The organism is Halobacillus salinarum, from assembly GCF_022919095.1.
GTDB classification, from domain to species: Bacteria; Bacillota; Bacilli; order Bacillales; family Halobacillaceae; genus Halobacillus_B; species Halobacillus_B salinarum.
On record NZ_CP095073.1, the window covers coordinates 2,151,091 to 2,176,594 of the forward strand.

At 40.2% G+C, this 25,504-nt stretch carries 32 protein-coding genes and 1 pseudogene; 19 read left to right on the plus strand and 14 right to left on the minus strand.

All coding sequences use genetic code 11. The features are described 5' to 3' along the window. Positions 1–77: 77 nt before the first annotated feature. Both pstB and phoU read left to right on the plus strand, forming a co-directional pair. Positions 78–833 carry a phosphate ABC transporter ATP-binding protein PstB gene (gene pstB, locus MUN89_RS10975; RefSeq protein WP_244707679.1) on the plus strand — a complete coding sequence of 252 codons (756 nt, stop codon included), beginning with the start codon at positions 78–80 and terminating at the stop codon, positions 831–833. Between the two features lie 13 nt (positions 834–846). Beyond that, positions 847–1,506, plus strand: coding sequence for a phosphate signaling complex protein PhoU (gene phoU / locus MUN89_RS10980; RefSeq protein ID WP_244707680.1), 660 nt, complete (start codon positions 847–849; stop codon positions 1,504–1,506). A gap of 34 nt (positions 1,507–1,540) precedes the next feature. Here phoU and MUN89_RS10985 read toward each other — a convergent pair whose 3' ends face one another. Both MUN89_RS10985 and MUN89_RS10990 read right to left on the minus strand, forming a co-directional pair. After that, positions 1,541–1,999, minus strand: a complete 459-nt coding sequence (locus tag MUN89_RS10985; RefSeq protein WP_244707682.1) for a hypothetical protein — start codon at positions 1,997–1,999, stop codon at positions 1,541–1,543. Next, positions 1,996–2,373, minus strand: a complete 378-nt coding sequence (locus MUN89_RS10990) for a hypothetical protein (protein ID WP_244707684.1) — start codon at positions 2,371–2,373, stop codon at positions 1,996–1,998. Before MUN89_RS10990 ends, MUN89_RS10985 begins: the two co-directional genes overlap by 4 nt. A 178-nt stretch (positions 2,374–2,551) precedes the next feature. Between MUN89_RS10990 and rpmG the strand changes: the two genes are divergently transcribed. The 5 genes from rpmG (at position 2,552) to MUN89_RS11015 (ending at position 6,244) form a co-directional block, all read left to right on the plus strand. Further along, the gene (gene rpmG / locus MUN89_RS10995) at positions 2,552–2,701 is read left to right on the plus strand and encodes a 50S ribosomal protein L33 (protein ID WP_244707686.1); all 150 of its coding nucleotides are present in this window, start codon (positions 2,552–2,554) and stop codon (positions 2,699–2,701) included. A gap of 57 nt (positions 2,702–2,758) precedes the next feature. Then, complete coding sequence (locus tag MUN89_RS11000; RefSeq protein ID WP_244707688.1) at positions 2,759–3,325, plus strand: 5-formyltetrahydrofolate cyclo-ligase; 567 nt, start codon at positions 2,759–2,761, stop codon at positions 3,323–3,325. Positions 3,326–3,405: 80 nt separating this feature from the next. Further along, on the plus strand, positions 3,406–4,368 hold the full coding sequence (locus tag MUN89_RS11005; protein WP_244707689.1) for an L-lactate dehydrogenase: 963 nt from the start codon (positions 3,406–3,408) through the stop codon (positions 4,366–4,368). 55 nt (positions 4,369–4,423) lie between these two features. Beyond that, positions 4,424–4,609 carry a hypothetical protein gene (locus MUN89_RS11010; protein WP_244707691.1) on the plus strand — a complete coding sequence of 62 codons (186 nt, stop codon included), beginning with the start codon at positions 4,424–4,426 and terminating at the stop codon, positions 4,607–4,609. 96 nt (positions 4,610–4,705) lie between these two features. Then, positions 4,706–6,244, plus strand: a complete 1,539-nt coding sequence (locus MUN89_RS11015) for a rhomboid family intramembrane serine protease (protein WP_244707693.1) — start codon at positions 4,706–4,708, stop codon at positions 6,242–6,244. Here MUN89_RS11015 and MUN89_RS11020 read toward each other — a convergent pair. Then, complete coding sequence (locus tag MUN89_RS11020; protein ID WP_244707695.1) at positions 6,238–7,098, minus strand: hypothetical protein; 861 nt, start codon at positions 7,096–7,098, stop codon at positions 6,238–6,240. The two genes, MUN89_RS11015 and MUN89_RS11020, sit on opposite strands and share 7 nt — an antisense overlap. A gap of 94 nt (positions 7,099–7,192) precedes the next feature. Between MUN89_RS11020 and MUN89_RS11025 the strand changes: the two genes are divergently transcribed. The 7 genes and pseudogenes from MUN89_RS11025 to MUN89_RS11055 all read left to right on the plus strand — a co-directional run bounded on the left by MUN89_RS11025 (position 7,193) and on the right by MUN89_RS11055 (position 14,735). Next, on the plus strand, positions 7,193–8,218 hold the full coding sequence (locus tag MUN89_RS11025) for a M42 family metallopeptidase (RefSeq protein ID WP_396266108.1): 1,026 nt from the start codon (positions 7,193–7,195) through the stop codon (positions 8,216–8,218). Between the two features lie 66 nt (positions 8,219–8,284). Further along, positions 8,285–9,739: a spore germination protein gene (locus MUN89_RS11030; RefSeq protein WP_244707699.1), complete on the plus strand. Its 1,455-nt coding sequence runs from the start codon at positions 8,285–8,287 to the stop codon at positions 9,737–9,739. Between the two features lie 65 nt (positions 9,740–9,804). Then, positions 9,805–10,017, plus strand: a complete 213-nt coding sequence (locus MUN89_RS11035; protein ID WP_244707701.1) for a YqgQ family protein — start codon at positions 9,805–9,807, stop codon at positions 10,015–10,017. A 4-nt stretch (positions 10,018–10,021) separates the two neighbouring features. Next, a pseudogene (locus tag MUN89_RS11040) lies at positions 10,022–10,980 on the plus strand (ROK family glucokinase). Positions 10,981–11,245: 265 nt separating this feature from the next. After that, complete coding sequence (locus tag MUN89_RS11045; RefSeq protein ID WP_244707703.1) at positions 11,246–13,126, plus strand: LTA synthase family protein; 1,881 nt, start codon at positions 11,246–11,248, stop codon at positions 13,124–13,126. Positions 13,127–13,256: 130 nt separating this feature from the next. After that, the gene (locus MUN89_RS11050) at positions 13,257–13,943 is read left to right on the plus strand and encodes an ABC transporter ATP-binding protein (protein WP_244707705.1); all 687 of its coding nucleotides are present in this window, start codon (positions 13,257–13,259) and stop codon (positions 13,941–13,943) included. 12 nt (positions 13,944–13,955) lie between these two features. Beyond that, positions 13,956–14,735 carry an ABC transporter permease gene (locus MUN89_RS11055; RefSeq protein WP_244707707.1) on the plus strand — a complete coding sequence of 260 codons (780 nt, stop codon included), beginning with the start codon at positions 13,956–13,958 and terminating at the stop codon, positions 14,733–14,735. A gap of 33 nt (positions 14,736–14,768) precedes the next feature. Here the strand turns inward: MUN89_RS11055 and MUN89_RS11060 are convergent, their stop codons facing one another. Continuing rightward, complete coding sequence (locus MUN89_RS11060) at positions 14,769–14,933, minus strand: DUF2759 domain-containing protein (protein WP_244707709.1); 165 nt, start codon at positions 14,931–14,933, stop codon at positions 14,769–14,771. A 160-nt stretch (positions 14,934–15,093) separates the two neighbouring features. On the opposite strand from MUN89_RS11060, the gene MUN89_RS11065 reads away from it, so the two are divergent. Beyond that, positions 15,094–15,717, plus strand: coding sequence for an MBL fold metallo-hydrolase (locus MUN89_RS11065; RefSeq protein ID WP_244707711.1), 624 nt, complete (start codon positions 15,094–15,096; stop codon positions 15,715–15,717). Positions 15,718–15,799: 82 nt separating this feature from the next. Here the strand turns inward: MUN89_RS11065 and MUN89_RS11070 are convergent, their stop codons facing one another. Further along, the gene (locus MUN89_RS11070; RefSeq protein WP_244707713.1) at positions 15,800–16,039 is read right to left on the minus strand and encodes a DUF2626 domain-containing protein; all 240 of its coding nucleotides are present in this window, start codon (positions 16,037–16,039) and stop codon (positions 15,800–15,802) included. A 259-nt stretch (positions 16,040–16,298) separates the two neighbouring features. Here MUN89_RS11070 and MUN89_RS11075 point away from each other — a divergent pair, with 259 nt between their 5' ends. Then, positions 16,299–16,682: a Spx/MgsR family RNA polymerase-binding regulatory protein gene (locus MUN89_RS11075; RefSeq protein ID WP_244707715.1), complete on the plus strand. Its 384-nt coding sequence runs from the start codon at positions 16,299–16,301 to the stop codon at positions 16,680–16,682. Between the two features lie 79 nt (positions 16,683–16,761). On the opposite strand, the gene MUN89_RS11080 is transcribed toward MUN89_RS11075, so the two are convergent. The 7 genes from MUN89_RS11080 to comGA are packed head-to-tail and all read right to left on the minus strand — an operon-like array spanning position 16,762 to position 20,606. Next, on the minus strand, positions 16,762–17,148 hold the full coding sequence (locus MUN89_RS11080) for a hypothetical protein (protein WP_244707716.1): 387 nt from the start codon (positions 17,146–17,148) through the stop codon (positions 16,762–16,764). Next, positions 17,114–17,539 carry a competence type IV pilus minor pilin ComGF gene (locus tag MUN89_RS11085; protein WP_244707718.1) on the minus strand — a complete coding sequence of 142 codons (426 nt, stop codon included), beginning with the start codon at positions 17,537–17,539 and terminating at the stop codon, positions 17,114–17,116. The genes MUN89_RS11080 and MUN89_RS11085 overlap by 35 nt, the downstream gene beginning before the upstream one ends. After that, positions 17,523–17,792, minus strand: a complete 270-nt coding sequence (locus MUN89_RS22080) for a hypothetical protein (protein WP_396266109.1) — start codon at positions 17,790–17,792, stop codon at positions 17,523–17,525. Before MUN89_RS22080 ends, MUN89_RS11085 begins: the two co-directional genes overlap by 17 nt. 22 nt (positions 17,793–17,814) lie before the next feature. Further along, positions 17,815–18,300, minus strand: a complete 486-nt coding sequence (comGD, locus tag MUN89_RS11090; RefSeq protein WP_244707720.1) for a competence type IV pilus minor pilin ComGD — start codon at positions 18,298–18,300, stop codon at positions 17,815–17,817. Next, entirely contained in the window at positions 18,251–18,565 is a 315-nt protein-coding gene (gene comGC / locus MUN89_RS11095; RefSeq protein ID WP_244707722.1) for a competence type IV pilus major pilin ComGC, read from the minus strand. Before comGC ends, comGD begins: the two co-directional genes overlap by 50 nt. Before the next feature lie 18 nt (positions 18,566–18,583). Then, positions 18,584–19,639 (minus strand): type II secretion system F family protein, encoded by a 1,056-nt coding sequence (locus tag MUN89_RS11100; RefSeq protein ID WP_244707724.1) that lies wholly within the window; start codon positions 19,637–19,639, stop codon positions 18,584–18,586. Beyond that, positions 19,605–20,606: a competence type IV pilus ATPase ComGA gene (comGA, locus tag MUN89_RS11105; RefSeq protein ID WP_244707726.1), complete on the minus strand. Its 1,002-nt coding sequence runs from the start codon at positions 20,604–20,606 to the stop codon at positions 19,605–19,607. Before comGA ends, MUN89_RS11100 begins: the two co-directional genes overlap by 35 nt. A 98-nt stretch (positions 20,607–20,704) precedes the next feature. On the opposite strand from comGA, the gene MUN89_RS11110 reads away from it, so the two are divergent. The 3 genes from MUN89_RS11110 (at position 20,705) to MUN89_RS11120 (ending at position 22,898) form a co-directional block, all read left to right on the plus strand. Continuing rightward, entirely contained in the window at positions 20,705–21,199 is a 495-nt protein-coding gene (locus MUN89_RS11110) for a shikimate kinase (protein WP_244707728.1), read from the plus strand. Between the two features lie 43 nt (positions 21,200–21,242). After that, positions 21,243–21,428, plus strand: coding sequence for a YqzE family protein (locus MUN89_RS11115; RefSeq protein ID WP_244707730.1), 186 nt, complete (start codon positions 21,243–21,245; stop codon positions 21,426–21,428). A gap of 195 nt (positions 21,429–21,623) precedes the next feature. Beyond that, positions 21,624–22,898 carry an alkaline phosphatase gene (locus MUN89_RS11120; protein WP_244707731.1) on the plus strand — a complete coding sequence of 425 codons (1,275 nt, stop codon included), beginning with the start codon at positions 21,624–21,626 and terminating at the stop codon, positions 22,896–22,898. Positions 22,899–22,940: 42 nt separating this feature from the next. Here MUN89_RS11120 and MUN89_RS11125 read toward each other — a convergent pair whose 3' ends face one another. Both MUN89_RS11125 and MUN89_RS11130 read right to left on the minus strand, forming a co-directional pair. Beyond that, on the minus strand, positions 22,941–23,744 hold the full coding sequence (locus MUN89_RS11125) for a YqhG family protein (protein ID WP_244707733.1): 804 nt from the start codon (positions 23,742–23,744) through the stop codon (positions 22,941–22,943). Next, positions 23,741–25,384: a DEAD/DEAH box helicase gene (locus MUN89_RS11130; RefSeq protein WP_244707735.1), complete on the minus strand. Its 1,644-nt coding sequence runs from the start codon at positions 25,382–25,384 to the stop codon at positions 23,741–23,743. Before MUN89_RS11130 ends, MUN89_RS11125 begins: the two co-directional genes overlap by 4 nt. Positions 25,385–25,504: the final 120 nt, after the last annotated feature.

The following is a 25,504-nucleotide window of genomic DNA, read 5'->3' on the forward strand; positions in this document are numbered from 1 at the left end:
AATTACCCGCATATAAATAAACTTTGATACAACAACAACAAAAAATTTTTAAGCCGTAAGTAAAGGGATGAAGTTTCATGTCAAATTATTCGTATGAAGTAGAAAATCTTAACCTTTGGTATGGGGAAAATCAGGCTCTTTATGAAGTAAACATGCAAATTCCTAAAGGCGAAGTCACCGCTATTATCGGTCCTTCCGGCTGTGGGAAATCCACATTTTTAAAAATGTTAAATCGAATGGTAGAGATGGTCCCCAATGTTCGTGTCTCAGGAAACGTGAAGTATAACGGAGATAATATTCTCGAGAAATACCGTCCTGAAAGTCTTCGTACGAATGTGGGAATGGTATTTCAGCACCCTAATCCGTTTCCGAAATCCATTTATGAAAATGTAATTTACGGGTTGAAGATTCAAGGAGTCCGTAACAAAAAAAAGCTTGATGAAGTTGTAGAGCGGAGCCTTAAACAGGCAGCTATATGGGATGAAGTAAAAGATCGTCTGCACACAAGTGCCCAGGGTCTTTCCGGGGGACAACAGCAGCGGATATGTATCGCACGTGCACTTGCCGTAGAGCCTGATGTAGTCTTGATGGATGAACCTACATCTGCTCTTGACCCGATTTCAACTTCGAGAGTGGAAGAACTAATCCATGACTTGAAGAAGCAGTACACCATTATAGTCGTGACACACAATATGCAGCAAGCGTCTCGAATTTCTGATCAAACTGCCTTCTTCTTAAATGGGGATCTTGTAGAATTTGATCGAACAGATCAGATTTTTTCAAATCCAGGAGATAAACGTACGGAAGATTATATCAGCGGAAAATTTGGTTAAAAGGGGGATCTGAATGACGACTCGTCGTTTCTTTTCAGAAGAATTACAAGAATTAAAAACAAAAATTGAGGAACTTGCCGATGACACACAGCAAATCCTTGCAAAATCAGTAGATGCTCTTTACAAGAAGGATACAGAAACAGCTCAATGGATCATTAATAATGACCATGTATTTAATCAGAAGGAACAATCTATTAATGAAACAGTCATCGTTTTGATTGCAAAGCAGCAGCCAGTCGCTTCTGATTTGCGGAGACTTATCATTGCTATAAAAATCTCAGCAGACTTGGAAAGAATGGCTGATCACGCGAAGAATATTGCCAAAGCCACATTACATCTTGGAGCAGAACATACCATCACTATTCACCCGGTCATTCGTGAAATGGCAGACATTGCCTTAGATATGGTTGATATAGCTCACAAAGCTTATGACCATGAAGACATTACGCTTGCCAGAGAATTAGCAGAGAAAGATGATTCTATCGATGAACGATACGGTCAAGTAACCCGGGATCTACTTGAGCAAACAGCAAATAACCCAGAGCAGATTCAGCACATTATGCAAATGGCATTCACCTCCAGGTATATCGAACGTTTTGCCGATCACATTACAAACATTGGCGAGAGTATCTTTTATTTAGTAAAAGGTGTTTCCTACGATTTGAACGAATAAAAAAACCCCAAAGCTGGGGTTTTTTTAATAGGAATTATTCTTTATGGGTGATGGCTTGAGCCAATTGTTTCGTGCTCATAGATGAATCAACGAGCACGGAACCAATTTGAATATACTTGCTGTATTTATGGTCTTTCATATAAGTCTCAAACGCTTTTTCATCATCGATGATCTTCGCTTGCTTTAGTTTCTTGCTAATATCAGAGGAAGTCGTGCCAGAATCAATATCAAGAGTTAAATAGTAAATCGCTTCTTTCTTACTTGTTTGCTCAGCTTGAGTTGATGTAGTCTGGCTTTCATTTTTTAATTGTTCAAATTCCTTCGAATCCAGTACGTGATAGCCAATGGATTCAATTTTTTTGATCATCTCTTTACTCGAAAGCTCCTCGTTTTGAGTAGATACAGGAGAAGGTGATTCTTTCCAGTATGCAAAACTAATGAGAGCAGTTGCTGCGATCAGGCCGATGGCAAAGGAACGTAATGTATGTTTCATTGTCTTGCCGCTCCTTGTTTCTGAAGCTGGAGAAGAATCTTCTGGACTTCCTGTTCTTCTATCTGCATCTCTTTTGCAATATAATGAGGTTTGAATCCGCGTTTGTACATAGAGTAAATCTTGTCTGTCATTGAAAAATCAGCGCCGGTTTGCTTCTGATAGGGTTCTTTCATAATTTCACTAGTCAGATCTTCAGTCAGCAGTTCTTCCTCCAGCACCTTAAGCTTCTTCTTCATTTGATAGCTGTCCTGCATCATAGTCAGCGAGAGCTGCTCCAGTTGATCATCCAATTCTTTAATCCGGTCATTTACGAAATAACTGATTATATATAACAGGATGCCTATGACCGCTAACGTAATAAAAATAATGTACATATGTATTCACTCCTTATGTAGTCCAGGTTTATTTATACCATAGGTGAAGAAAAAATTCTATGCCCTTTTTCTTCTTAGGAGCAATATTTACTTGTAAAGAAGCTTGTGATTTGTTACTATTATTAAGTCTGATAAATGAAATGACTACATGAAATGAAGATGATATGGAGGGATAACCATGCGTGTAAATATTACACTTGCCTGCACCGAAACTGGTGACCGCAATTATATTTCTACAAAAAATAAGCGTAAAAACCCTGAACGTATAGAGCTAATGAAATACAGCCCGCGTCTAGGAAAGCATACGCTTCATCGCGAAACTAAGTAAGACAGTAGGAATTGCTTCCTACTGTTTTTTTTATACCAGTTTTCGAGGGGGATTTGGATGATGACGAAGAATGAGTGGAGAGAAAAAGCAAGGTCCTCACTGCGAAAGCTTGAAGACCATCATAAGCGGCAACTATCATTCCAAATGATGCACCGGCTGTTCAAATCTTCTTTATGGGAAAATTCCCAAGTGATAGGAATTACGGTAGCTCGAGGAGATGAGTGGCCGACAGTACCTATCATTGAAAAAGCCTGGCAGGAAAATAAAGAAGTGGCCGTTCCGAAATGTGTTCCTAAAGAAAAACATATGGAATTTTATAAAATTACGGATTTAGATCAACTTGAGATTGTATATTTCGGACTGCGGGAGCCGAATCCTGCCAAGTCGGTATATACGGATAAAAATGAAATTGATTTACTTATTGTTCCCGGGCTTTTCTTTAATGAATCAGGTTACCGTATAGGGTTTGGAGGGGGATATTACGATCGTTATCTCGCTGATTTTCAAGGGATTACTGTATCTTTAGCTGCTGAGCATCAGATAGAAACTGAAATCCCTGTTGAGCCCTTCGATATTCCTGTTCAGTACATCTGTACGGAGAAAAGGTATCTTCGTTGTAAATAAGGAAGTTTACAGAACTTTCAAATCCTCCTTATACATTTAAGGGTACAATCAGGTAGAATAGAGTTAAAGGGGGAGAGGCAATGGAACATGTAAATCGTGTGGTAGTAATTGGAACGGGAGCTGTAGGCTCTAGTTATGCATTTGCTCTATTAAATCAAGGAGTAGCCGACGAACTGGTGTTAGTCGACCTTGATAAAGAGAAAGCAGAGGGTGACGCCATGGATTTAAATCACGGTCTGGCTTTTGCCCCAGCTAATAAGAACATTTGGTTTGGGGATTATGCTGACTGCCAGACAGCTGATATTGTCGTAATTACAGCAGGGGCTAACCAAAAACCGGGAGAAACAAGATTAGATCTTGTGGATAAGAATACGAAAATCTTCAAAGGAATTGTAGAAGAAGTCATGGTCAGTGGCTTTGATGGAATATTTTTAGTAGCTACAAATCCAGTGGATATATTAACGTATATGACATGGGAGTTTTCAGGTTTACCAGTCAATCGAGTGATTGGTTCAGGCACGATTCTTGATACGGCTAGGCTCAGGTATCAGCTTGGTCATTATTTTGACATTGACTCAAGAAATGTCCACGCCTATATTATGGGAGAGCATGGGGATTCTGAACTCCCTGTTTGGAGTCATGCCACTGTTGCCGGAAGCCAGGTAACCAACCTGATAAAAAAATATCCGGAACGTTATAATGAAGAGTCTCTTGATGAAATGTTTATACAAGTAAGAGATGCTGCCTATAAAATTATTGCTAAAAAAGGGGCGACTCATTATGGAATTGCTATGGGGCTTGTCCGCTTAACAAAAGCGATTTTACATAATGAAAACGCCGTATTGACGGTTTCCGGCTATGTTCATCAAAAGTATGGTCAGGAGGACCTTTATATCGGAGTGCCCGCAGTGGTTAACCGGAGTGGGGTAAGAGAAGTGATTGAGCTGAACCTTTCAGAAAAGGAAAAAGAACAATTTAACCATTCGGCACAACTTTTGAAAAAAACCATGGCGCCAGTGATTGCGAAATACCGTGATGAATAAAGATCAACAGTTAAACAAACGCTAATTCTATCTTAATGATTTGAGGTGGAAGAGGATGCGCAGTTTTTTTCGTTGGATGCTCGTGGTGCTCTCCTTAATCGTAACGGTCTATCGATTTCGCTACCGTGGTTTGAACTTCATTACGAAAGTTCCAGGACTTCGCCGGTGGCTGGTGAGAAGTTCTATGAATATTCCATGGCTGAGGCAGAAATTGATGTCGAAAATGTTTCAAATACGTTAAAACTGCCTAGCTGGCAGTTTTTTTGTGCAGTTCCTGAACCGAGCGCAGGGTTCTCATCTCATGGTATGATAGACGAAAGAGAAGGGGGAGAAAATCATGTTTTTGAGACAAGAATATACATTCTGGAAAATCTCCAGTGATCTTGTGATCTCGCATGGTTTCGAAATTCTCCATATGAGCCCAAATGAAGATGAGATATGGTTGGAAAAAGAGCTCAATTGGAAAACGCATGTAGTACGGTTAAAACTGGGACAATGGAATTGGAAAAATCAGCTTAAGTTCGATTTGAATCGTACATATCAGCAAGTAAAGCAGAATAGAGCACTGTTTTCAGGAGGGAAAGCAGTACTTCATACTTTGTATATTTCTGAATATCCTCCGGTAGATGATTGGCAAGATGTCACAGAAGAATTAGTTATGAACAAAGGCAGCCTGAATATTCATCTGTATTATCTTGACGATGCCAATAAACGGTCAGAATTAAAAAAGTTGTATCAAACATTTGGACATATGCCGCCTGGTCTTATTGATGAGACAAAAGCAGAAGAAATGGAATCCGTCATTCCTTATTTACGCCAGCAAACGCTAGGCAGCGACCAAAAACGAAAAAAAGAGAATTTGTCCGTTTTTGACTATGGACGACCGTTCATGACCTATTTACTTCTGGTCGTAAATATCGCTTTTTTTGCATTTATTGAATGGAAAGCTGACAGTACGTCTCTGCCCTCTTTAATTGAGTACGGGGCTAAGTATAACCCTGCTATTATTTCAGGTGAGTGGTGGAGAATCATTACTTCAATGTTTATTCATATCGGTTTTCTCCATCTATTTATGAATATGCTGGCACTTTATTATTTAGGGACTGCTGTTGAACGGATCTATGGAACAGTAAGATTTACTTTGATTTACTTTTTAGCGGGAATCTTTGGCGGAGTGGCCAGCTTCATGATGAATCCTCAAATAGCGGCGGGCGCCTCAGGAGCTATTTTCGGTCTGTTTGGCGCTTTATTATTCTTTGGCGTAAAGCACAAGCGTTTGTTCTTTAGAACGATGGGGACGAATGTTGTATTTATTATTGCTTTAAATCTTGTCTTTGGATTCGTAGTTCCGCAAGTTGATAATAGTGCCCACGTTGGTGGCCTGATTGGAGGGTTTCTTGCATCTGCACTTATTCAGCTTCCTAATAAACCCAGCGGAAGGTTGAGACGAGTGGCTTTTTTAATTTACAGTCTCGCTGCAGTTGGCATGGTTTGGCTCGGCATCAACCAATATGATCGCCCTGAGCACTCTGTTGTCGACGTGCAGTACTCACAGGAACTGATTAAAGAGCGTCAATACACGAAAGTCATTCAAACAACGACTGATGCTTTAGATAACCCAGGAGAGTATCAGGCTGAGTTGTTGTTTAACCGATCATATGCCTACACTCAAACCAACCAACTCGAAAAAGCTAAGGAAGACCTAGAAAAAACGGTCGACGTGAAACCTGATATGGCAGAGGCTCATTTTAATCTAGCCTTAATCTATTTAAAAGAAGGTAAACCAAGCCAAGCCAAAGAGCACGCGCGAACAGCGGCAGAACTAAAACCTAAAAAGGAGGAATTCCAAAACTTATTAAAATCCTTGGATCAATAGTATTGAATGAGTTGATGTTTTTTTCCCGTATCGTCCTCGAATAAGACCATTAGATGCTTTCCGTTTTTATCAAAAAGAATGAGTGGAATATAACTTTGGATTGGATGAGTGGATTTCGTGTCCGCGATTCCTAATATATAGTTTTTATAAAGTCCTTCCCAAAGCTGGCCCATAATTCTTCTCGAATTTTCTTTTGAAGTACCTGGTAAAGGTTGAGTATTGTATTTTGCAAGATCTGTAAGAGCTGCTTTTTCGTATTTTTTCTCTGGAACTTGATAATAAGCAATGAGTTCGTCCCATTGGGCATTGATTTGCTGACTGATACTGTGGTCCAAGCGCTGTTTCCACTTCTTTTCTTCCTCGGTCTGAGGTTTGCGGAAAGATGTTCTTGTCGTTAATGGAGAATCAATTACGTATAGCGTATCTGAAGAGGTTGCCTGGATACTAGTAATAGGAAGATCATCTTGATGAATTTCACCTTGATGGAACGTTACCGCTTGATACTTTTTACTGTCTTCCCCATGAAGCGTGGATTGTTTTTTAATTTTTGCTGTATCTTGTATCCATTTGTTCATGACTCCTTTTAATCGTCCGTTTACATATAAGAGGGAGACGTCCTGACGCAGATACATAGGTTTGTCACTTACTGAGGCAATATCCCACACTACTTCATATTCATTTTCATCCTCCTGCTCAGCGAAGTGAAGCTCGGTTTTGTAGGACTTAAATGAATGGGTCTTATCAAGAGGGAAATATTGAATTACCATTTGATCGCTTGTCCAATTGGCGCCAAAATAAAGAGTCACAGCCAGTATAACCGCACCAACGATCGCAGCTTTCCAAGATTTTTTCATAATTGCACCCCTTAGCCTAGCTTGGAAGAATAAAAACCATTAATAAAATGAATATGTTTAAGGAGGTTCTATCATGCAGAAAAACAGGAATTTTATCACTCATCATTTGAAACAGTTAACATCGATTCCAAGCCCTACAGGAATGACAGAACAAATCATGAGATACTGCGATAATCTTCTTCGAGTCAAAGGCGTTCCGACTATGATGACGAATAAGGGAGGATTAATAGCAACGATTCAAGGCCGAAATCCGGAGAACGAGCGGGTGATAACTGCTCACCTTGATACGTTAGGAGCGATGGTGAAAGAAGTTAAGGACGATGGGAAGCTAGCTTTATCACTGATTGGCGGGTTCACATGGAACAGTATAGAAGGGGAGTATTGTGAGATTCACACGGCAAGCGACGGAACTTATACTGGAACCATATTGATGCAGCAGTCTTCCGTCCATGTTTATAAGGAAAGCGGTGAGAAAAAAAGAGACAGCATCAATATGGTTGTGCGCTTGGATGAAATGGTTCATTCAAAACAGGATGTTCAAAAGCTGGGAATTGAAGTTGGAGACTTTGTTTCATTTGCACCAAGGTATGAAGAATCAAAGACCGGATTTATTAAATCACGCCACTTAGATGATAAGGCTAGCGCAGCCGTACTTCTTCATATGATTGAAGAGATTGTCGATGCAAACATTGAGATTCCCTATACTACCCACTTTTATTTTTCTAATAATGAAGAGATCGGATATGGTGCAAACTCCTCGATTCCAGAAACTGTTAGAGAATTTATAGCTGTGGATATGGGGGCTGTCGGTGACGGTCAAACTTCTACCGAGTATGATGTTTCGATTTGTGCCAAAGATTCTTCTGGACCTTATCATCTTGGGTTAAGGCACCATTTCACTTCCTTAGCAAAACAGAACGATATCAATTACCAAATAGATATTTACCCTTATTATGGATCTGATGCGTCAGCAGTTATGAAAGCTGGCTCAGACGTTAAGCATGCCCTTGTCGGGCCGGGGATAGATGCTTCCCATGCTTATGAGCGAACCCACACCGACTCATTAATTTATACCTATCAGCTGCTTATGGCTTATATCCAGTCGGAGCTTATCCCTTAGAACATGTATGTTTTGACCTGCTTAGCGAAAACTAATCCTCACTAGTATCGTTTGAGGAGGAGCTTCATGGAAAAGAAGCAGCCGTTATTCAAGGATTATGAAAAAAACGTCAAGTACATGAGAGAAAGACTTGGGGCAGATGAAAGCTTTGATGTTATTCATCTTGATTTGGTATATGCTGGCCGTGGCATGTCCTTATTTATGGTTGATGGATTTGTAAAAGATGATATTCTTCATTATCTTATGAAGCTGCTTTCGCGACTGGAGAAGGACCAGCTTGATCCTGATCCATTAACTAAACTGCTGCAAACTCACCTTCCCTACATTGAATTGGATAAGCAGGACGATATGAATAAGGCTGCGGATAACATTCTAGCCGGCCCAACTGCTCTCGTAGTTGAAGGCATGACTGAAATCATTATGATTGATGCGAGGACTTACCCTGTGCGCAGCCCACAAGAACCGGATATTGAACGGGTCGTCAGAGGGGCGAGGGACGGCTTTGTAGAAACAATTGTGTTTAATACAGCACTTACTAGAAGGAGAATTCGCGACCGTTCTTTACGCATGGAGTACACGCAGATCGGCCGAAGATCTCAGACGGATGTCTGTTTGTGCTATTTAAAAGATATAGCCGATCCAGATCGTATTCTTCACTTGAGAAGAGTACTAAGTGAAATTGATACAGATGCCCTGCCTATGGCTGAGAAAACGATTGAAGAGTATATCAGCGGTCAACACTGGAATCCTTACCCAGTCATTCGCTATACGGAGCGGCCTGATACGGCAGCTGCACACCTTTATGAAGGACATATCCTAATTATTGTAGATGGGTCCCCAAGTGTGATGATTACTCCTGCCACCTTTTGGCACCATCTTCAACATGCTGAAGAGTATCGTCAAAAGCCAGTTGTTGGAGCATACCTGAGATTGGTACGTTTTCTTGGCTTTTTTGCTTCGATATTTGTGTTACCCTTGTACTTTTTATTGTCAATGCAACCAGATTTGTTGCCGGAAGCCATCCAGTTTATTGGGCCTGAAGAAGCGGGGGTACTGCCTTTACTCCTTCAGTTTCTCATTGCTGAGATAGGCATTGATATGCTCCGCATGGCAGCTATTCATACCCCGTCTTCGCTGGCTACGGCACTAGGTCTTGTCGCAGCCATATTAATTGGACAAGTTGCTGTAGAGGTCGGGCTTTTCTCCATTGAAGTTGTGCTTTACTTATCATTGGCTGCGATCGGTACTTTTGCTACACCAAGTTACGAAATGGGTCTCGCCGATCGGCTTTCGAGACTAGCGCTACTGCTGATTACAGGTTTTTTTGGCGTAAAGGGCTACGTAGTAGGGGTAACATTCTGGCTTTTATACCTTACTCGTATGCAGACATTTAAAATTCCGTATTTATGGCCGTTTCTTCCATTTTCCTGGAAGCCGCTCAGGGATGTCCTTATCCGTTCCCCAATTCCTTTAAAAAATCGACGTCCTGCTTTTTTGCATCCTAAAGACCCTGACCGATAGTTGACGGGGTCTTTTTTTACGTTTTCTTTATGATAGAGAATGTTATAATGAAAGAGGTGATAAAAATGAAAACTATTTATGATATTCAGCAATTATTGTTAAAATTTGGGACCCTTATATATATTGGAGATCGGATTGCCGATTTGGAATTAATGGAGGATGAAGTAAAAGAACTGTATAAATCCCAGTGCATGACACAAGAGGATTATCAAATGGCCATTCTTCTTCTTCGTAGTGAGATGGCTGCTTATAAAGAAGGAAAAAAAGGAGAGGGTTAGGGAAATGAAAGCGTCGTATTGTTTAGGAGCAGATATTGGTGGTACCACCATTAAATTAGCCATCATTTCCAGTGAGGGTGAAATTCAAGAAAAATGGGAAATTAAAACCGATACAAGTAACGAAGGGATCAACATACCTGAGGATATTTATCAAGCTTTTCAAAAGAAACTCGAAGATCTGAATATACATAATCAACAGATTCTTGGTATTGGATTAGGGGCACCCGGATTTGTAAATACGGAGACCGGTTTTATTTACGAAGCCGTTAATATTGGATGGAAAAACTTTGCCTTAGGCGAACAAATGAAACAGTTAAGCAGCCTTCCGGTGTGGGTGGATAATGATGCCAACCTTGCAGCCATAGGTGAAAATTGGCTGGGGCGGGAAATGGTGCTGACCATCTGATTGCCGTTACACTCGGGACAGGAGTTGGCGGCGGTATTATCGCAAATGGAGAAGTGATTAATGGAGCAAATGGAACAGCTGCTGAGATTGGTCACATGACCGTGGTGCCAGAAGGAGGAGTGCGCTGTAACTGCGGAAAAACAGGCTGTCTTGAAACCGAAACCTCGGCGACAGCCATTGTACGAAAAGTAAAGGAAGCTGCCAGTCAATATCCATCTTCTTCGCTGCGGCCGTTAGTCAAAGATGGGTCTTTGACAACGAAGGAAGTATTTGAAGCAAAAGAAAAAGGGGACGAACTGGCAGAATTGGTCATTAATGAAGTTGTCCATACTTTAGGATTGTGGATTGCTAATCTGGCAGTAGCTTTAAACCCTCAAAAGATTGTTATTGGCGGGGGCGTCTCCCAAGCAGGAGATCAATTAATGTCTCCGTTAATTCAAGTATTTAATAAGTACGCATTAGGTAGGACATCCGAAGTTTGTGAATTTGGATTAGCGGAACTTGGAAATGACGCAGGAGTTATAGGCGCCGCTTTCTTAGTTAAAAAATATCAATAGAAGAGAAAAAACCGGAGATCATCTCTCCGGTTTTTTGGTAAAAATTTCTGGGTATTTCGTAGCATTTTCACTTATTACAAAAGGTTAGCAGTTCTATAACAAATCAATGAATTTTCACCGAAAATGAAACTTTTGTGGTAAAATCTTCGTCATATGAAGAGAAATCGTTTAATATTAATTCTACGTGGAAAGAGTAAAGTTGAACTAAAATAACAGTAAGACATTTGTAAAAGATACAGCAGAATGATTCAGAGGAGGAAGCCATATGCAATTAAATAACAGGAAAACTCCTTTATTTATAATTGCAACCATTCTATTTGGAATAAAAACATACATTGTGTACCGGTTTATGTTTGATTTGTCGATTGACAACCCTCTGCAGGAATTCATTCTTCTTATCAATCCAATAGCCAGTGCCTATTTGGTGTTTGCTATCAGTGTCTGGTTTCAGCCCCGTAAACAGCGGAAGTTTTTAAGATGGGCTGCTCTGACAGGCACGCTGATTATATATTTTAACTTATTGTTTTATCGGAATTTTACAGACTTTATAACAATCCCCGTACTATTTCAAGGCAATAATGCGGCAGATTTGTCCTCTAGTATTTCTACGTTGATCCATTGGCCGGATTTGCTTCTATTTTTAGATGTGCTCGTCATTTGGTATTTAAGTAAACCTTCTTTTAATATGCATGTTGAGTTCTCAAAATCCAGTAAATTAGCGGCAACTGCTGTGACCTTTCTTTTGCTTGCGGGTAATGTGACGCTAGCGGAAATGGAGCGACCTATGCTGTTTGTCCGTACTTTTGACAGAGAGTATCTCGTTAAAAATATCGGCTTATTTAACTATCACATCTATGATTCAACGATGCAGACTAAAACGAAAGCCCAACGAGTATTTGCAGATGGGAGCGAAATCAGTGAAGTGGAAGGGTACATGGATAAAGATGTCCAGCCGGACAAGAAGTCGGAGCTGTTTGGGGCAGCGAAAGGTAGAAATGTAATTTTTATCAGCCTGGAATCTTTCCAAAATTTCGTATTGGATTCAAAAATTAATGGAAAAGAGACGACTCCCTTTTTGAATGATTTAAAGGAAAGCAGCGATACGTTTTGGTTTAAAAACTTTTATCATCAGACCGCACAAGGGAAGACATCGGATTCAGAGTTTTTAATAGAAAACTCGATGTATCCGCTTGGCAGGGGTGCTGTCTATTTTACCAATGCTCAAAATGAATACCATTCCTTGCCCGAAATGTTGAATGAGAATGATTATTATACATCTGTATTTCATGCAAATAACCGCAGTTTCTGGAATAGAGATGTGATGTATGACAATATTGGCTATGATCATTTCTATGATGAAAATGCATTTGAGGAAACACCTCAAAATAAGATTGGGTGGGGCCTTGAGGATAAAGCTTTTTTCAACCAATCCATCCCTTATCTAAAAAAATTAGATCAGCCATTCTACAGTAAATTTATTACCTTGACGAACCATTTTCCGTTTGAAATGCCACAGAACCAGGCGCATGTTGATAAATTCGATTCAGGCTCTGAAACATTAAATCAGTACTTCCAAACAGTAAGATACACCGATGAAGCGGTGGAATCCTTTTTTAACAAACTGAAAAGAGAGGGACTGTATGAAAACTCCATTATTATTTTAATGGGAGATCATTATGGAATCAGCGAATTTCATAATAAAGCGATGGGTAAATTCCTGGGAAAAGAAGTGAACGGATATGAACATGTCCAGTTACAGCGCGTTCCTTTCATGATTCATATTCCCGGCTATGATAAAGGGGAAGTGCAGGAAAATATTGCGGGTCAAATTGACGTTAAACCCACTCTTTTGCATTTGTTAGGTATTGAAAATAAAGGAGATCTTGGTTTCGGTCAGGATTTATTCAGGAAAGATCGTAAAGGATTTATTGCGCTTAGGGACGGCAGCGTGGTTGGTGATCAGTATGTTTATACAGATAGTCAATGCTTCGATCGCAAAACAGGTAAGCTGGTGTCTGATGATCAGGAGGATCAATGTAAACCATTGACCGAAAAAGCAAACAAAGAATTGGATTATTCCGATTCAATCATTTACGGAGACCTCCTTCGCTTCTATGAATTTAACCAGATTGATAATAATGGATAAGAATGGGCCGGATACTCGCCATATCCGGCCCGTTTTTATTTATTTACCTCATTGACAAATGGGACTTACATAATTAACGATAGGTAGAGAAAAGTAGAACTATAAATGATTTGCAGAAAGGAACTTGCATGTGTTTCGATTTGAGAACGTCTTTCAGCACCCTTTGCGTGAAATTAATTTCACGATTGAAAAAAATGAAAAAGTTATCTTTTTCGGCCCTTCAGGAGCGGGTAAAAGCACTTTATTGTTTTTATTTAACCGCCTGCAAGATCCTGATCAAGGAACGATACTTTATCAAGGTAAACCGATTAGCGAGCAGCCGATTCCAGAATTAAGAAGAAAAGTGGGGCTGGTTCTGCAGTCACCGAATTTGTTTCCGGGGACCGTGTTAGATAATTTAAAGTACGGTCCGGCACTTCATCAAGGTTGGGAGGATAATATGGCCGAGAAGCTGCTTGATTACGTCCGGCTGCCTCATAACTATTTACACAAAGATGCAGATCAGCTCTCAGGAGGAGAACAGCAGAGGGTATCATTAGCCAGGACATTAGCGAATTCACCTGAAGTACTTCTTTTGGATGAGCCGACGAGTGCTCTTGATTACAGAACAGCAGAAGAGATTGAAGCCGTGTTGAAAAGGTTAATTGATGAAAACAAGCTCACTATGATTATGGTCACGCATAACCTTAGTCAGGCAGCGCGATTGGGCACGCGAGGGTTGTTTATTAAAGAGGGACGGATTCAAGAAGATGGTCCTATAAAGAATATGCTAAACTCCCCGCAAACGAACATGCTCGCGGAGTTTTTAAAAGAATAGGGGGACTAAAATTTGAATCCTGAAGTATCCAATCAATCTTTGTTATTTTTATCAATATTTGTGCTCATTCCCTTAACGCTATCTTATTTTTATCAATTAGGTCTGAACAAAAGCATCCTTTGGTCTACGGTAAGAGGAACGCTCCAGCTTTTTGCAATCGGCTATATTTTAACCTATCTTTTTGATTTGCCTGCCTTGATCGGGATTCCATTAATGGTGGGGATTATGATGATTATTGCAAGCTTTCATGCACGGTACAAAGGGAAAGAACTTCCTCATGTATTGCTAGTGATCTTCATCGGGCTGTTAATTATTGAAACAGGAGTTCTTTCGCTATGGCTGATTTTTGATTTGGTAGAGTTTATTCCTTCCCAAGTGATTCCTATGAGCGGTATGGTGATTGGAAACAGCATGGTGGCGATGGGGCTGGCTTTGGAAAGAATGAAAGATGAATTTTCCAGCAATCGCGGAAAGCTGATGGCAGCTTTATCGCTGGGCGCTGAACCGAAACAGGCTTCGCATTTGATCGTCCAAAAAACATTGAACGCTGCATTGATTCCTAATGTAGACGGACTAAAAACCATTGGTCTCGTGCAGCTGCCGGGTATGATGACGGGGCTGATTTTAGGTGGAGTAGCCCCTGTAATGGCGATTAAATATCAGTTAGTTATATCCTTAAGTATATTTTCTTCCGTTTCTTTAAGTGCTATGTTTATCACACTGGTCATGTACAGATTCTTTTTTAACGATAGGAAACAGCTGATTCCACCGCAGAAAATTGAGAAAAACTAAAAAACCCAGCTTTGATAAGCTGGGATTTTTTGATTAACTGAAAAGGTTTGAATAAATAGTCATAATCGAGAACCATCCGAAAACCAATGCTGAAGCACCGGCAAATAAGACGGCGAAGAAATTTTTTGATTTAAATTCCCGAAAAACTGCTAAAACACAAAGAATTGAAACGATTAGAAGAATGATCCCTGTTACCATATTCAGCACCCCCTAAATCTGATCTAATGTACACCTGAAAAAATACGATGTTATACTGTATGTAGCGCATTTTCATTCCTATTCATTCTATAGTATAGATAGAATGGTGTCGAGTTATTCTATATGTATTTTATACAATATAAAGAGAGGTGTCTACCCTATGTTGAAAATAGCCCGGCTTCCTTTAGGGCCAATGGCTACAAACGCTTACATTATTTATGAAAATTACAGGGCTCTTGTCATTGATCCAGGTGGGGATTTTAAGAAACTGGATCATTTCCTTAGAGATAAAGAGCTGAAAGTAGAAGCTATCTTACTCACTCATGCACATTTTGATCATATTGGAGCTGTAGACGAAGCAAGAGAAGCCTATAAGGTACCTGTTTATCTGCATCAGGCAGAAGCGGACTGGCTTATGGATCCACAGTTAAATGGTTCTGGATTGTTTCAGACAGGGGAAATTACTGCCTCAGCTGCTGATCATTTCCTCGAGCCGGGGATGTTAACGATTGGTTCTTTCAGCTTTGAAGTTCGTCACACTCCAGGACACTCGCCAGGCAGTGTATCCTTTGTATTTCGTAACCAGCGTTTTACCGTAGCGGGAGATACACTTTTCCAACGTGGAATGGGTAGAACTGATCTTCCAGGTGGAAACCGTGAAGAACTGGAGCATAGCATTCAAACACAGCTCTTCAGTCTTCGTAACGATATGAGAATCTATCCGGGCCACGGTCTGCCAACGACTGTCGAAGAAGAAAAATCAGAAAATCCATTCTTTGTTTAGAGTGAGTAGCAGGGCAGCTTGCTCAATACTATTAGTATCACAATTAAAAAAGTGCTATCCGCCAGAGGATAGCACTTTTCTTTTACTCAAACCCTGGAACTAAAATAAACGTTGAGTAATAGGTGAAGCCGATCATAAACACTGTCAAGTATGAGAAAAATATGTAAATGTACATACGTTCAGACAGTTTAAGGAATCCTACAGTAAGGAAAAAGGCCGTTTGAACTAAGGATAAGATGGCTGCTTCCATCATGCCTCCTGCATAAAACATCACAGTAAAAATCCCAGTCCAGAATGCCAGCACGCGAAACATACGGTCCATGCTTTTCCCCTCCTTTAATCGATAGACTCTCTTCATTATTATAAACGACCCTTAAAGGATTGTAAATATAAGTGAGAATCCGCTTTCTTTACTTTCAGTATGGGTAAAAGACACTGAAATATGCATAAGCCCTTTCTTACCAACTTATCCAAAAAACTAAAAGGATTTATTCCCTTCTTGATTTTATGAAAAAGAAGTTTAAAATATTGTACAAAGGTTATACAATGACTATACAATATCGAAGGGTGGAGGGGAAAATATGAATGGGCTAAAATTTTACACATATCCAAGCTGTACTTCTTGCCGAAGGACGAAATCATGGCTCAAGAACCAAAACGTGGATTTTTCTGAACAGCACTTATTTAAGAATACTCCAAGTGCTGAAGAACTTAAGAAAATACTAGCTTTAACGACTGAGGGGATTGATGAAATTCTTGCAAAACGAAGCAAAGAATTCAAAGCGCTCGACATCGACATCAATGAGCTTTCAGTAAGTGAATTCCTTGAATTAGTAGCTGAAAAGCCTAAGTTGTTACGGCGTCCAATTCTCACAGATGGAGAAAAGCTGGTGATCGGATATAATCCTGAAGGGCTGCGAAGTATTACCAATCACCGGGAGAATTTTATTGAAAAAATATCATAAGGAGCAGGAAGTTTTGAAAAGATTATTAAAGATATAGAGAAATAATCATCGTTCGCTTGCTTGTAGACGATGGTTATTTTTATTGCAGCAGAGTGAGGTCATAGGACTGACTGACTAATTTAGTTTTTCCATCGTTTATTTCCATTTGCCATGTACATGCATACTTGGTCTCTTGAACAAATGCACACGTGGCACTGGCGGTTCCTAAAGGTGAATAAAAAGTATAGGAAGAAGCGAGCTTGTCCAGCTTGTTAGTTTTAATTAACTCGATCAGTTCGCGATGCCCTGTTTCAAACAGGCTTTGGTACATATAGGCTGCTTCCAGGTTTTCGGTATAAGTAACATTCGATTTATACTGAAGGGCACTAAACATCGTAACGGTAATGACTAAAAAACATAGTCCGAAAACAAAAGGATAAATCACTCCACGCTCATTTTTTAAAAGGGAGATAGAGTTGACCTGCAAAGGTTTTCCCTCCCTTCAATGTAATTTTAAGCTCAAGAGCCTCCTCCGATTCCGTTAGAAGATAACTTATTTGACTTATGCCTCCTAAAAGTAATTCATTCCCTTTTCCATTCACCCTCCGTCTAATCTGGTCGGAATACTGCTCCAAATAAATCTGGTCGCCATCTCCATTTGTAACAACTAGTTCAGTGCTTGTAAATTCAATGGTAGAGGCTTCATTAAGTTCATCTTGAATAAATAAAAAACACTGCCTTACCTCAAGTTCCTTTTCGTAATCTTTCCAATCCAACAAAGGGAAAAGAGGCAGGGCAAGCCCTAGTATCATTATGGTAATAACGAGACTGACTAATGTTTCTGCCATTGTAAATCCCTTTTCATTTTGCCCTTTCATATAAGCAGATCTCCTTCTCAGCACCCTCCCAATCCGCACACCCTGTAATGAAAGCTTCCTCCCTTATGATGTTAATGGTGATCCCTTGTTCAGTTGTGAAATATGAGGGCACCGTATCTGTTGATTGCAGGTGTGAATGTAGAAGAGTGATTGCTTCCCTTTTTAGTGCTAGATGATTTTCTTCCATTCTTACATGTATAAGGATAGGAAGGATAAGGGTGAATACTGTAAAAAGCAGTGTAAAGGAACACATGACTTCTAAGAGGGTAAAGCCTTTATTGTTCAATCACTTTCATCCTCCCTCTTCCAAAAGGGAACACAACTTTATAGGATTGATTTGGCGGACTAATAAACATCGTCCCTGGGTTTTTTATGGTGCCTTTTGCAGAGAATTGAATTTTCGCAGGGAGCGTGGTTAATTGGAGTTTCCAATTATCAGGAAAATGATGATGGAAGACGGTGTTTCGATGAAGGTAGTCGTATAAGTAATAATCGTTTTTTTCCTCTCGAATCATAATCCAATAATAAGAGTGGTTCTGCATCGTCAGCTGCTGGGCAGCTAACACGTCAAGCTTGAACTGCCTGAGATATTGATCTGTTTCGATTTTTGTAAATACCTGGTGCTGCAGGGGAAGTACAATGGCAGCGAGCAAACTCCATATCAATAGCACAATCAGCATTTCTGCTAAAGTAAAACCTCTGTTATTAAAATCACTCTTCCTCTTTGGCAGGTTCAGATACTTTACCGGTGGTTTTGTCATACTGCAATTCCTTTCCGTTCGGGCAGGTGGTTTGTTTTAAGTACCCATCATCAGCTAAAACCTGGAGTGTTTCCGGATAAGAGTGATTTTCTAAATAATAGGATTCTACCTGGGCATCGGCTGTGAGAACTAGAGCTTCGCAGCCTTTAGCACGAATCGTTTCATTATTTTTTGTAATATTCGGTATGGTGATGATCAATAAGATGGAAATGATCAACAAAACAATGAGCATTTCTATTAATGTAAAGCCTTTTTCATTTCTCATTTATAAACGCTCCTTTGTTTAAATTTGCTGCATCCATTCATATAGCGGCAGCATAATCGAAGCATAGATTACGATAATGATCACTGCAATCATCATAAAAAATACAGGTTGGATATACTGTAGAAGCATCGTTAATCGGTCTTGGAGCATTTCCATTAAAAATTGGGACAAAGTGCTGAGTTCTTGGCTTAATGCTTCTAAATCATTGGTGTGGTGAAACAACGAAGTCATTTCATCTCTAAAGAGGACGCATGAATGAACCGCCTGCCCCAGTGAATTCCCTCGTTCAAGGTTTGTCAAAATCAAACAGCCGTAATAGGCAAGCTCAGGGTATTTCTCCTGCTTAGCTATAATTCCAAGAGACGCTCTCAGCGTGAGACCGGCGGCCAACAAAGAACTTAAATGAGTGGAAAACAGGAAAGTGAATAAAAATTGTTTATAGCTTTTCCAAAGAGGAATCCGTTCATATATCTTCATCCTTTTCTCAAGTACAAGCTTGGGCTTAACCATTTTCCAAAGGAGGAATAACCCCGTAATAAGGATGAGAAGAATCAGCAGGCCATTTATGAAGCCATTAACAAGTTGAATAAATAAAAATGTGAAAGGCTGCTGGTTCGTACCTGCAAATAACGCTTGAAAGTTTGGGAGGATGTTCTGTTTAATAATTGTAAAGCCAACGGTTAGAAAGAGAAAAAGAATGAAGGGGTACCTGATGGCTTGCTTCAGTTTTGTCGTGTACTCTTTTTGCAGCCGGAGAAGATCTTTACACTGTTGAAAAAGAAAAGGAAGGTCGTGGTGGAGTCTTCCGAAATATAGGAAGTGAACGATATTCTGAGAAAAGCGTGCGTTTTGAAAAGCGACATCGATAGGATCTCCGCGGGTTAGATGTTCAATAATGATTGCTGCAACAGGCTTAAGAGCAGCATCCCAGCTTGCCATCTTTAAAGCTTCGATTAGTGGATAGCCTTTGTGAAGCAAGGTACCTGTACGGTGAAAAAAGAGCAGTTGTGTGGACGTGGCAAGTTTTGCTGAGGCCGACTTAAATTTGATCAGGGGAAGTAAATCCGAGGGCATAGGCTTTCCTCCTTAATGAAGAAAAAGTGCGGGATTGTGGGTAATGGGGGATGGCTTGGTTCGTCAAGGCATTTGAGAGAAGAGTACCATCGAGCATTTCTAATATAGCTGCCCGCTTAGGCAGATGTTCTTGACCTGCAACCGGAAGGAGCTGTTGGGCGGCTATGGCGATCAGAGTTTGTTCCAAATCACTTTGCTTTATCTGCATTTCCATCAGTCTGCGGATTGTGCCAAAAGCATTTTTAGCATGTATGGTACTGATAACAAGATGGCCGCTGAGGGCTGCCCTTACCGCGAATTGAGCGGTTTTAGGATCTCTGATTTCCCCAACCATTAATAAATCAGGATCATGTCTAAGCGCAGCTTTTAATCCAGAATCATAGGTGATCCCGGCTCTTTCATTCACTTGAACCTGAATGATATGATTTAAATTTTTTTCAATCGGATCTTCCAATGTAATCGCCTGGTAAGACTGCTGCTGCATGAGGGATTGAAGCAGAGCATACAATGTAGTCGTTTTGCCGCTTCCGGTGGCACCGGTAAACAAAATCATGCCACTCGTTTCTTTAAACCAGCTCTTCATATGGTGTAGTTGGGCGGGAAATAAAAATAATCGTTCGAGAGGAAGATCTTCTGCAGGGGTGAGGATTCGGATGGCTAAACTCTCAGTGCCGATGATTGGCAGCGTGGAAAGACGCAGATCATAAACAGCTTGCCCTGACCGGTGTTGTATCGTACCATTTTGAGGACGAGTCCTTTCACCAATATCCATACCAGAAGCAAATTTAAAGTATGCAAGCATTTTCTGATAGGATGGAAGAGATAAGGAGGAGTGGTAAATTCTTTTACCATGGATGCGGAAATGGATCGTAGCTGTATCGCTGCAGGCAGAAAAGTGAATGTCGGAAGCAGTCTGCTGGATGGCGGAAATGATGACTCCCCTTGCTTGATTTGCTATTGAGTCCACAACAATGTATCACCTCATTTCATGAATTTTACCTTTACTATTTTCGACATGCTCTTACATAATCCTGCATAATCTGAAAAAAATTTGGAGGGAAGATAATGAAGCTTTTTTTAACTGGATATATGGGAAGTGGAAAATCAACGGTCGCTGAACAGTTAAGCCAATTGCTTAATTTGGCTTATATCGAAATGGACCATGAAATTGAACGGATGGAAGAATTAACTATCCCGGAAATATTTGAGCATTTCGGGGAAGAATATTTCCGGAGGAAAGAAACCGAACTCCTTAAAAATACAGCGGAAGAATGCATTATTTCAACTGGTGGAGGCGTCATCCTGAAAGAAGAGAACCGCAGATTGTTAAAAAAAGGCGTGGTCATTTATTTGAATGCTTCCTGGGATACGATTTGTGAGCGGTTGGTGAATGATCAGACACGTCCGCTTTGGAATGGGAATGATGATAACAAGAAAGAGCACTTTACCGGAAGGCTGCCGTTGTACAAGGAAACAGCGGATATAGTAATCGACGTAGATAATAAAAAACCGGAAGTAATTGCTAAGCAGATTGTGGCACGTTTAAACTCTCATCATTGAGGCTATACTAGCAATTAAGTTTGCTGGATAGAGGGGAACCTATATGAAGAGTGACGACTACGTAAAATATTTAACAGAAGAAATGCTGAAATATATGCACATGACAAAAGAAGAAAAGCAGCAGAGAAAAGCAGCGAAGCCTTCAAAAAAATCGACGTCTTATTGGTTTGGGCTCGTACCCCTGGCATTGAAAATGTGGAGAAGAAATCGAAAAAAGCATAATTATTGACCTTGATCTTACAATGATTGAGGTCTTTTTTTGTACCCGGTTTTATCTGAAGTAAGCTTTTGATCCTAGTTCCAAAATCATACAAACTTTAACACAATTGAAATAGAAATTCGAGTAAAAGTTACAAAAATTGAAACCTATGTTAATATTCAGATTTTATGATCAAGGTGACATTACTTAGAAGGAGTGAAGAAAATGGGAAAGAAAAAAGGCGTTCTAATGAAAGCGGCATTATCGCTAGCCCTGGTTTCGACTCTCGGTTTCGGCAGCGCGGTTGATGCAAATGGTGATAATGGGAACCACTGGTGGGGCCATGATCATCATCACTACGGTAAAGCCAAAAATGTCATCGTATTTATTGGGGATGGAATGGGAGCAGCTCATCGTGAAGCTATCCGCCTCGCAGCAAAAGGTCTTAACGGAAAACTAGCGATGAACGATATGCCCTACATTGGGCAGGTTCATACATCCTCTACATCCATGGTTACAGATTCAGCTGCGGCAGCAACAGCCATGGCTTCAGGTGTAAAGACATACAATGGTGCAGTGGGAGTGAACGAAGATAAAAAACCAGTTAAAACGATCTTAGAAATGGCTGAAAGAAAAGGAAAATCTACGGGTCTTGTAACTACCAGTCAAATTACAGATGCCACACCAGCGGCGTTTGCGTCTCACGTTACCGACCGTTCCATGCAGAGTGACATTGCAAAACAATATCTTATGAATCATGTGGATGTTCTGCTCGGAGGAGGGGAAGATTTCTGGTATCCTGAAGGAGAAGAAGGCGAGTTTCAGGACAATCCTAAAAAAGATCCTTCTGAAAAAAGTAAAGGCACCCAAGGAAACCTCGTAAAAAAAGCGAAACATCTGGGGTATGATTATGTAACAAATACGGAAGATCTTATGAAATCAAGAGATAACAAAATTCTTGGACTGTTTGCTAATGAAGAAATGTTTGAAAAACATCCAGAAGGCGAAGGGGATCTATATGACCCTGAAGTCTCGCTTACGGATATGACAAAGAAATCGATCGACACTCTTTCTAAAAACAAACGCGGATTTTTCCTAATGGTAGAAGAAGAAGCAACTGATGAAATGTCTCACGCCAATAATGCTGACTTAACTCTTAAATCAGGTCAGGAATTGGACAAGTCTGTACAGATTGCTAAAGACTATGCGAAGAAACATCGTGACACACTAGTGTTAGTTGCAGCCGACCATGAAACCGGCGGTCTTACCATAGAAGATGTCAGTCAAAGTGATGAAAGCGGCGATGGAATGTCAAAAGAAGATGGACCGTTTGATGTCGCTGAATCCGACAGTCAATTCATGATAGACTGGACAACCACAGGCCATACGGCAGTCACTGTACCATTAACTGCTATGGGACCTGGGGCAGAAGACTTCGCGGGTACTTATGAAAACACTAAAATTTTTGAAGAGCTGAAAGAAGTTATGAATCTAAGATAAAGAAACGAATAAAAAGGACAGGCTGTCACAGCCTGTCCTTTGTTATGAATTGGCTACAAGCTGATTGCTGGTTTGCTGAGAGATATAGAAAAGTCCCCCGTTGACGATAGACAATGAAATCCGTGGTTTATACCTCGTTTCAATTTGTTCCTTTTCCTTATAATAATCCTCATCCGTCATATTTTCTTCAAGTACAAACTGCTTAAGCAGATGTAATTCTTCCCTCAGTTGTGCCTCAGATTCATTCACCCAGGCGTCATCTTGTCCAGCAACGTAATTTTCTATATAGTTTTCCATCCGGCGGTACCCGCTCTCCAGGCTGATAATTGGAGTCATAGGGAAAGTGTAATCAGAAACCTTTGGTTCAAAGGTAACATTCCATACTTTATCCATTACATTTTCCAATATGCCGCCATTGATTAAGTTCAGTCCGATAGATAATTGTTCATTCTTTGTCTGCTTGCCCCGGTACTGAAGCTGAATGTTAAGGATCAGCCATGGAGTCATTGCTTTTTGTTCTATCGGTTGTTCAATGGTTTCATAAAGTCGTGTCGTTCTGCCTTTGTCTACTGCCATTCGGTAGATTCTGTGAAGTGTCGGGCTGCCAGGGTGAAGGAAAATTCCTTCTTGGTCAGCAGCGTCTGTATGAGTAAAGGTGAGCTGCATGGGTTCCCCCTGGCGGTTCATTTTTTTCATATAGTGCCAATAAAAAGGTCGATTCATCAACTCTTCATCCACTTCAGCTGTAAGCTGAATGGTCATATGGAAAGGACTCTGTTCGACGATGGAACATCCATAGGAAAGAAAAAAATGCTTCACAAATTCATAGTAGGGATTTTCCTTCAACTGGTTTCCTTCCTTTCATTGATAGAGTATTCTACATAACTTACTAAATTATTTAATTTTATATCGATCTCTCCCTGGCTTTCTGATTCATTAATAATGGTTTGAATCTGCCGGTCGAAAGAGCCGCCAGGGATTTGCTCAAGAATTTGGTCAAGATCACCGACAGCATGACGGAACATTTCTATTTTTTCATACAGCATTTTCATAATATGGTCTTCAATTGTACCTTTCACAGCAAAGTTGTAAATTTGGACGTTCTTTTCCTGGCCAAAACGGTGAATTCTTCCTATTCGCTGCTCTAACCGCATAGGGTTCCACGGGAGATCGTAGTTGATCATCCGATGGCAGAATTGAAGGTTTATGCCCTCTCCGCCTGCTTCTGTAGCTATAAGAACCTGGGCATGGTTTTTAAATAGCTGTTTCATCCAGTCCCTCTTACTTTTATTAAACTTTCCGCTAAACGGAACCGAAGAGATGCCGTGCTGCTGGAGATACCATTGAAGATAAAATTGGGTCGCACGATATTCAGTAAACACGATGAACTTTTCATCGGACTGTTGTATGATCTCTATCATTCGGTTGGCTTTCGCATGGTGAGGAAGTGTTTCCAGTTCTGTAATGATTTCTTCCAGCTTATCTTTTACCGTATGCTCAGCATTCTGAGATAACTGTTTTAAAGACATAAAACAGGCTTCTCTTGAAGAACAAAGTTCCTTTGCTAAAGTAAGCCAAGTAAAAGATGGATAGAGCGGCTTCAGTTCCTCCAGTTTTCCGTACAATTGTTTTTCTTCTTCCGAAAAAGAAATCAATTCGTTCGAGACGATCCGCTTAGAGGAGTCGAGGCCTGTATCTTTTCGTCTGTTTCTTATCATTAATTTTGAAAGTAATGCGTGAATGTGTGCCTGGCTTGCTTTATTTTTAGCTTCTTTTTTGTATTTTTTCTTAAATTCTGCAAGGTTGCCTAAATATCCAGGCTTAAGAATAGAGACAAGGTTAAATAAATCAGTCAGATTGTTTTGGATCGGTGTAGCAGTAAGCAAGAGACAATAAGTTTTCTTTAAAGACTGGACAAATTGGTAGTTTTTTGTCTGGTGGTTTTTCAATTTATGCGCTTCATCAATAATGATTAAATCGTATGCGATAGAAAGAATTTCTTCTTTATGGCTTTCTCTCTTTGCCATATCAATCGATGTTACAGCGATATCCCATTCCTGCCAGGCAGTATTCTTCTTTCTAGGCGAAGCTGCCTGGATATAAAATTTTTCATTCAATTCCTGAATCCACTGGTTTACAAGAGAGGCTGGTGTAAGAATGAGTACTTTTTTAGCAATACCTCGAATCATTAACTCTTTTAAAATTAATCCGGCTTCAAGTGTTTTTCCTAACCCTACTTCATCTGCAAGTATGGCACGACCATTCATTTCATGGATAACGGCTTCAGCTGCCTCAATTTGGTGTTCCAGAAAATCCACATGAGGCAGATGCTTTAAAGCTAATAAGCCGTCAAAACACGGAACGGTTTTATTTTCTCCCGCTTGATAGGCAAGCTTAAACCCATTCCAGGTGGCGAGCTGTTCTGAATGGCTAAGATTCTTTTTTAAATCAAATATGAATGTAGAATCATGATTTATTGGTATCATTGGCCAACCTCCGAACGTTTTCTTAAAAAAAACAAAAATAATTCGTGAAAACATCTTGTCAATCACGAATAAGGCTATGTTATAATAAACCTGAATTATACAAGAGGATCCGAGCTTTAC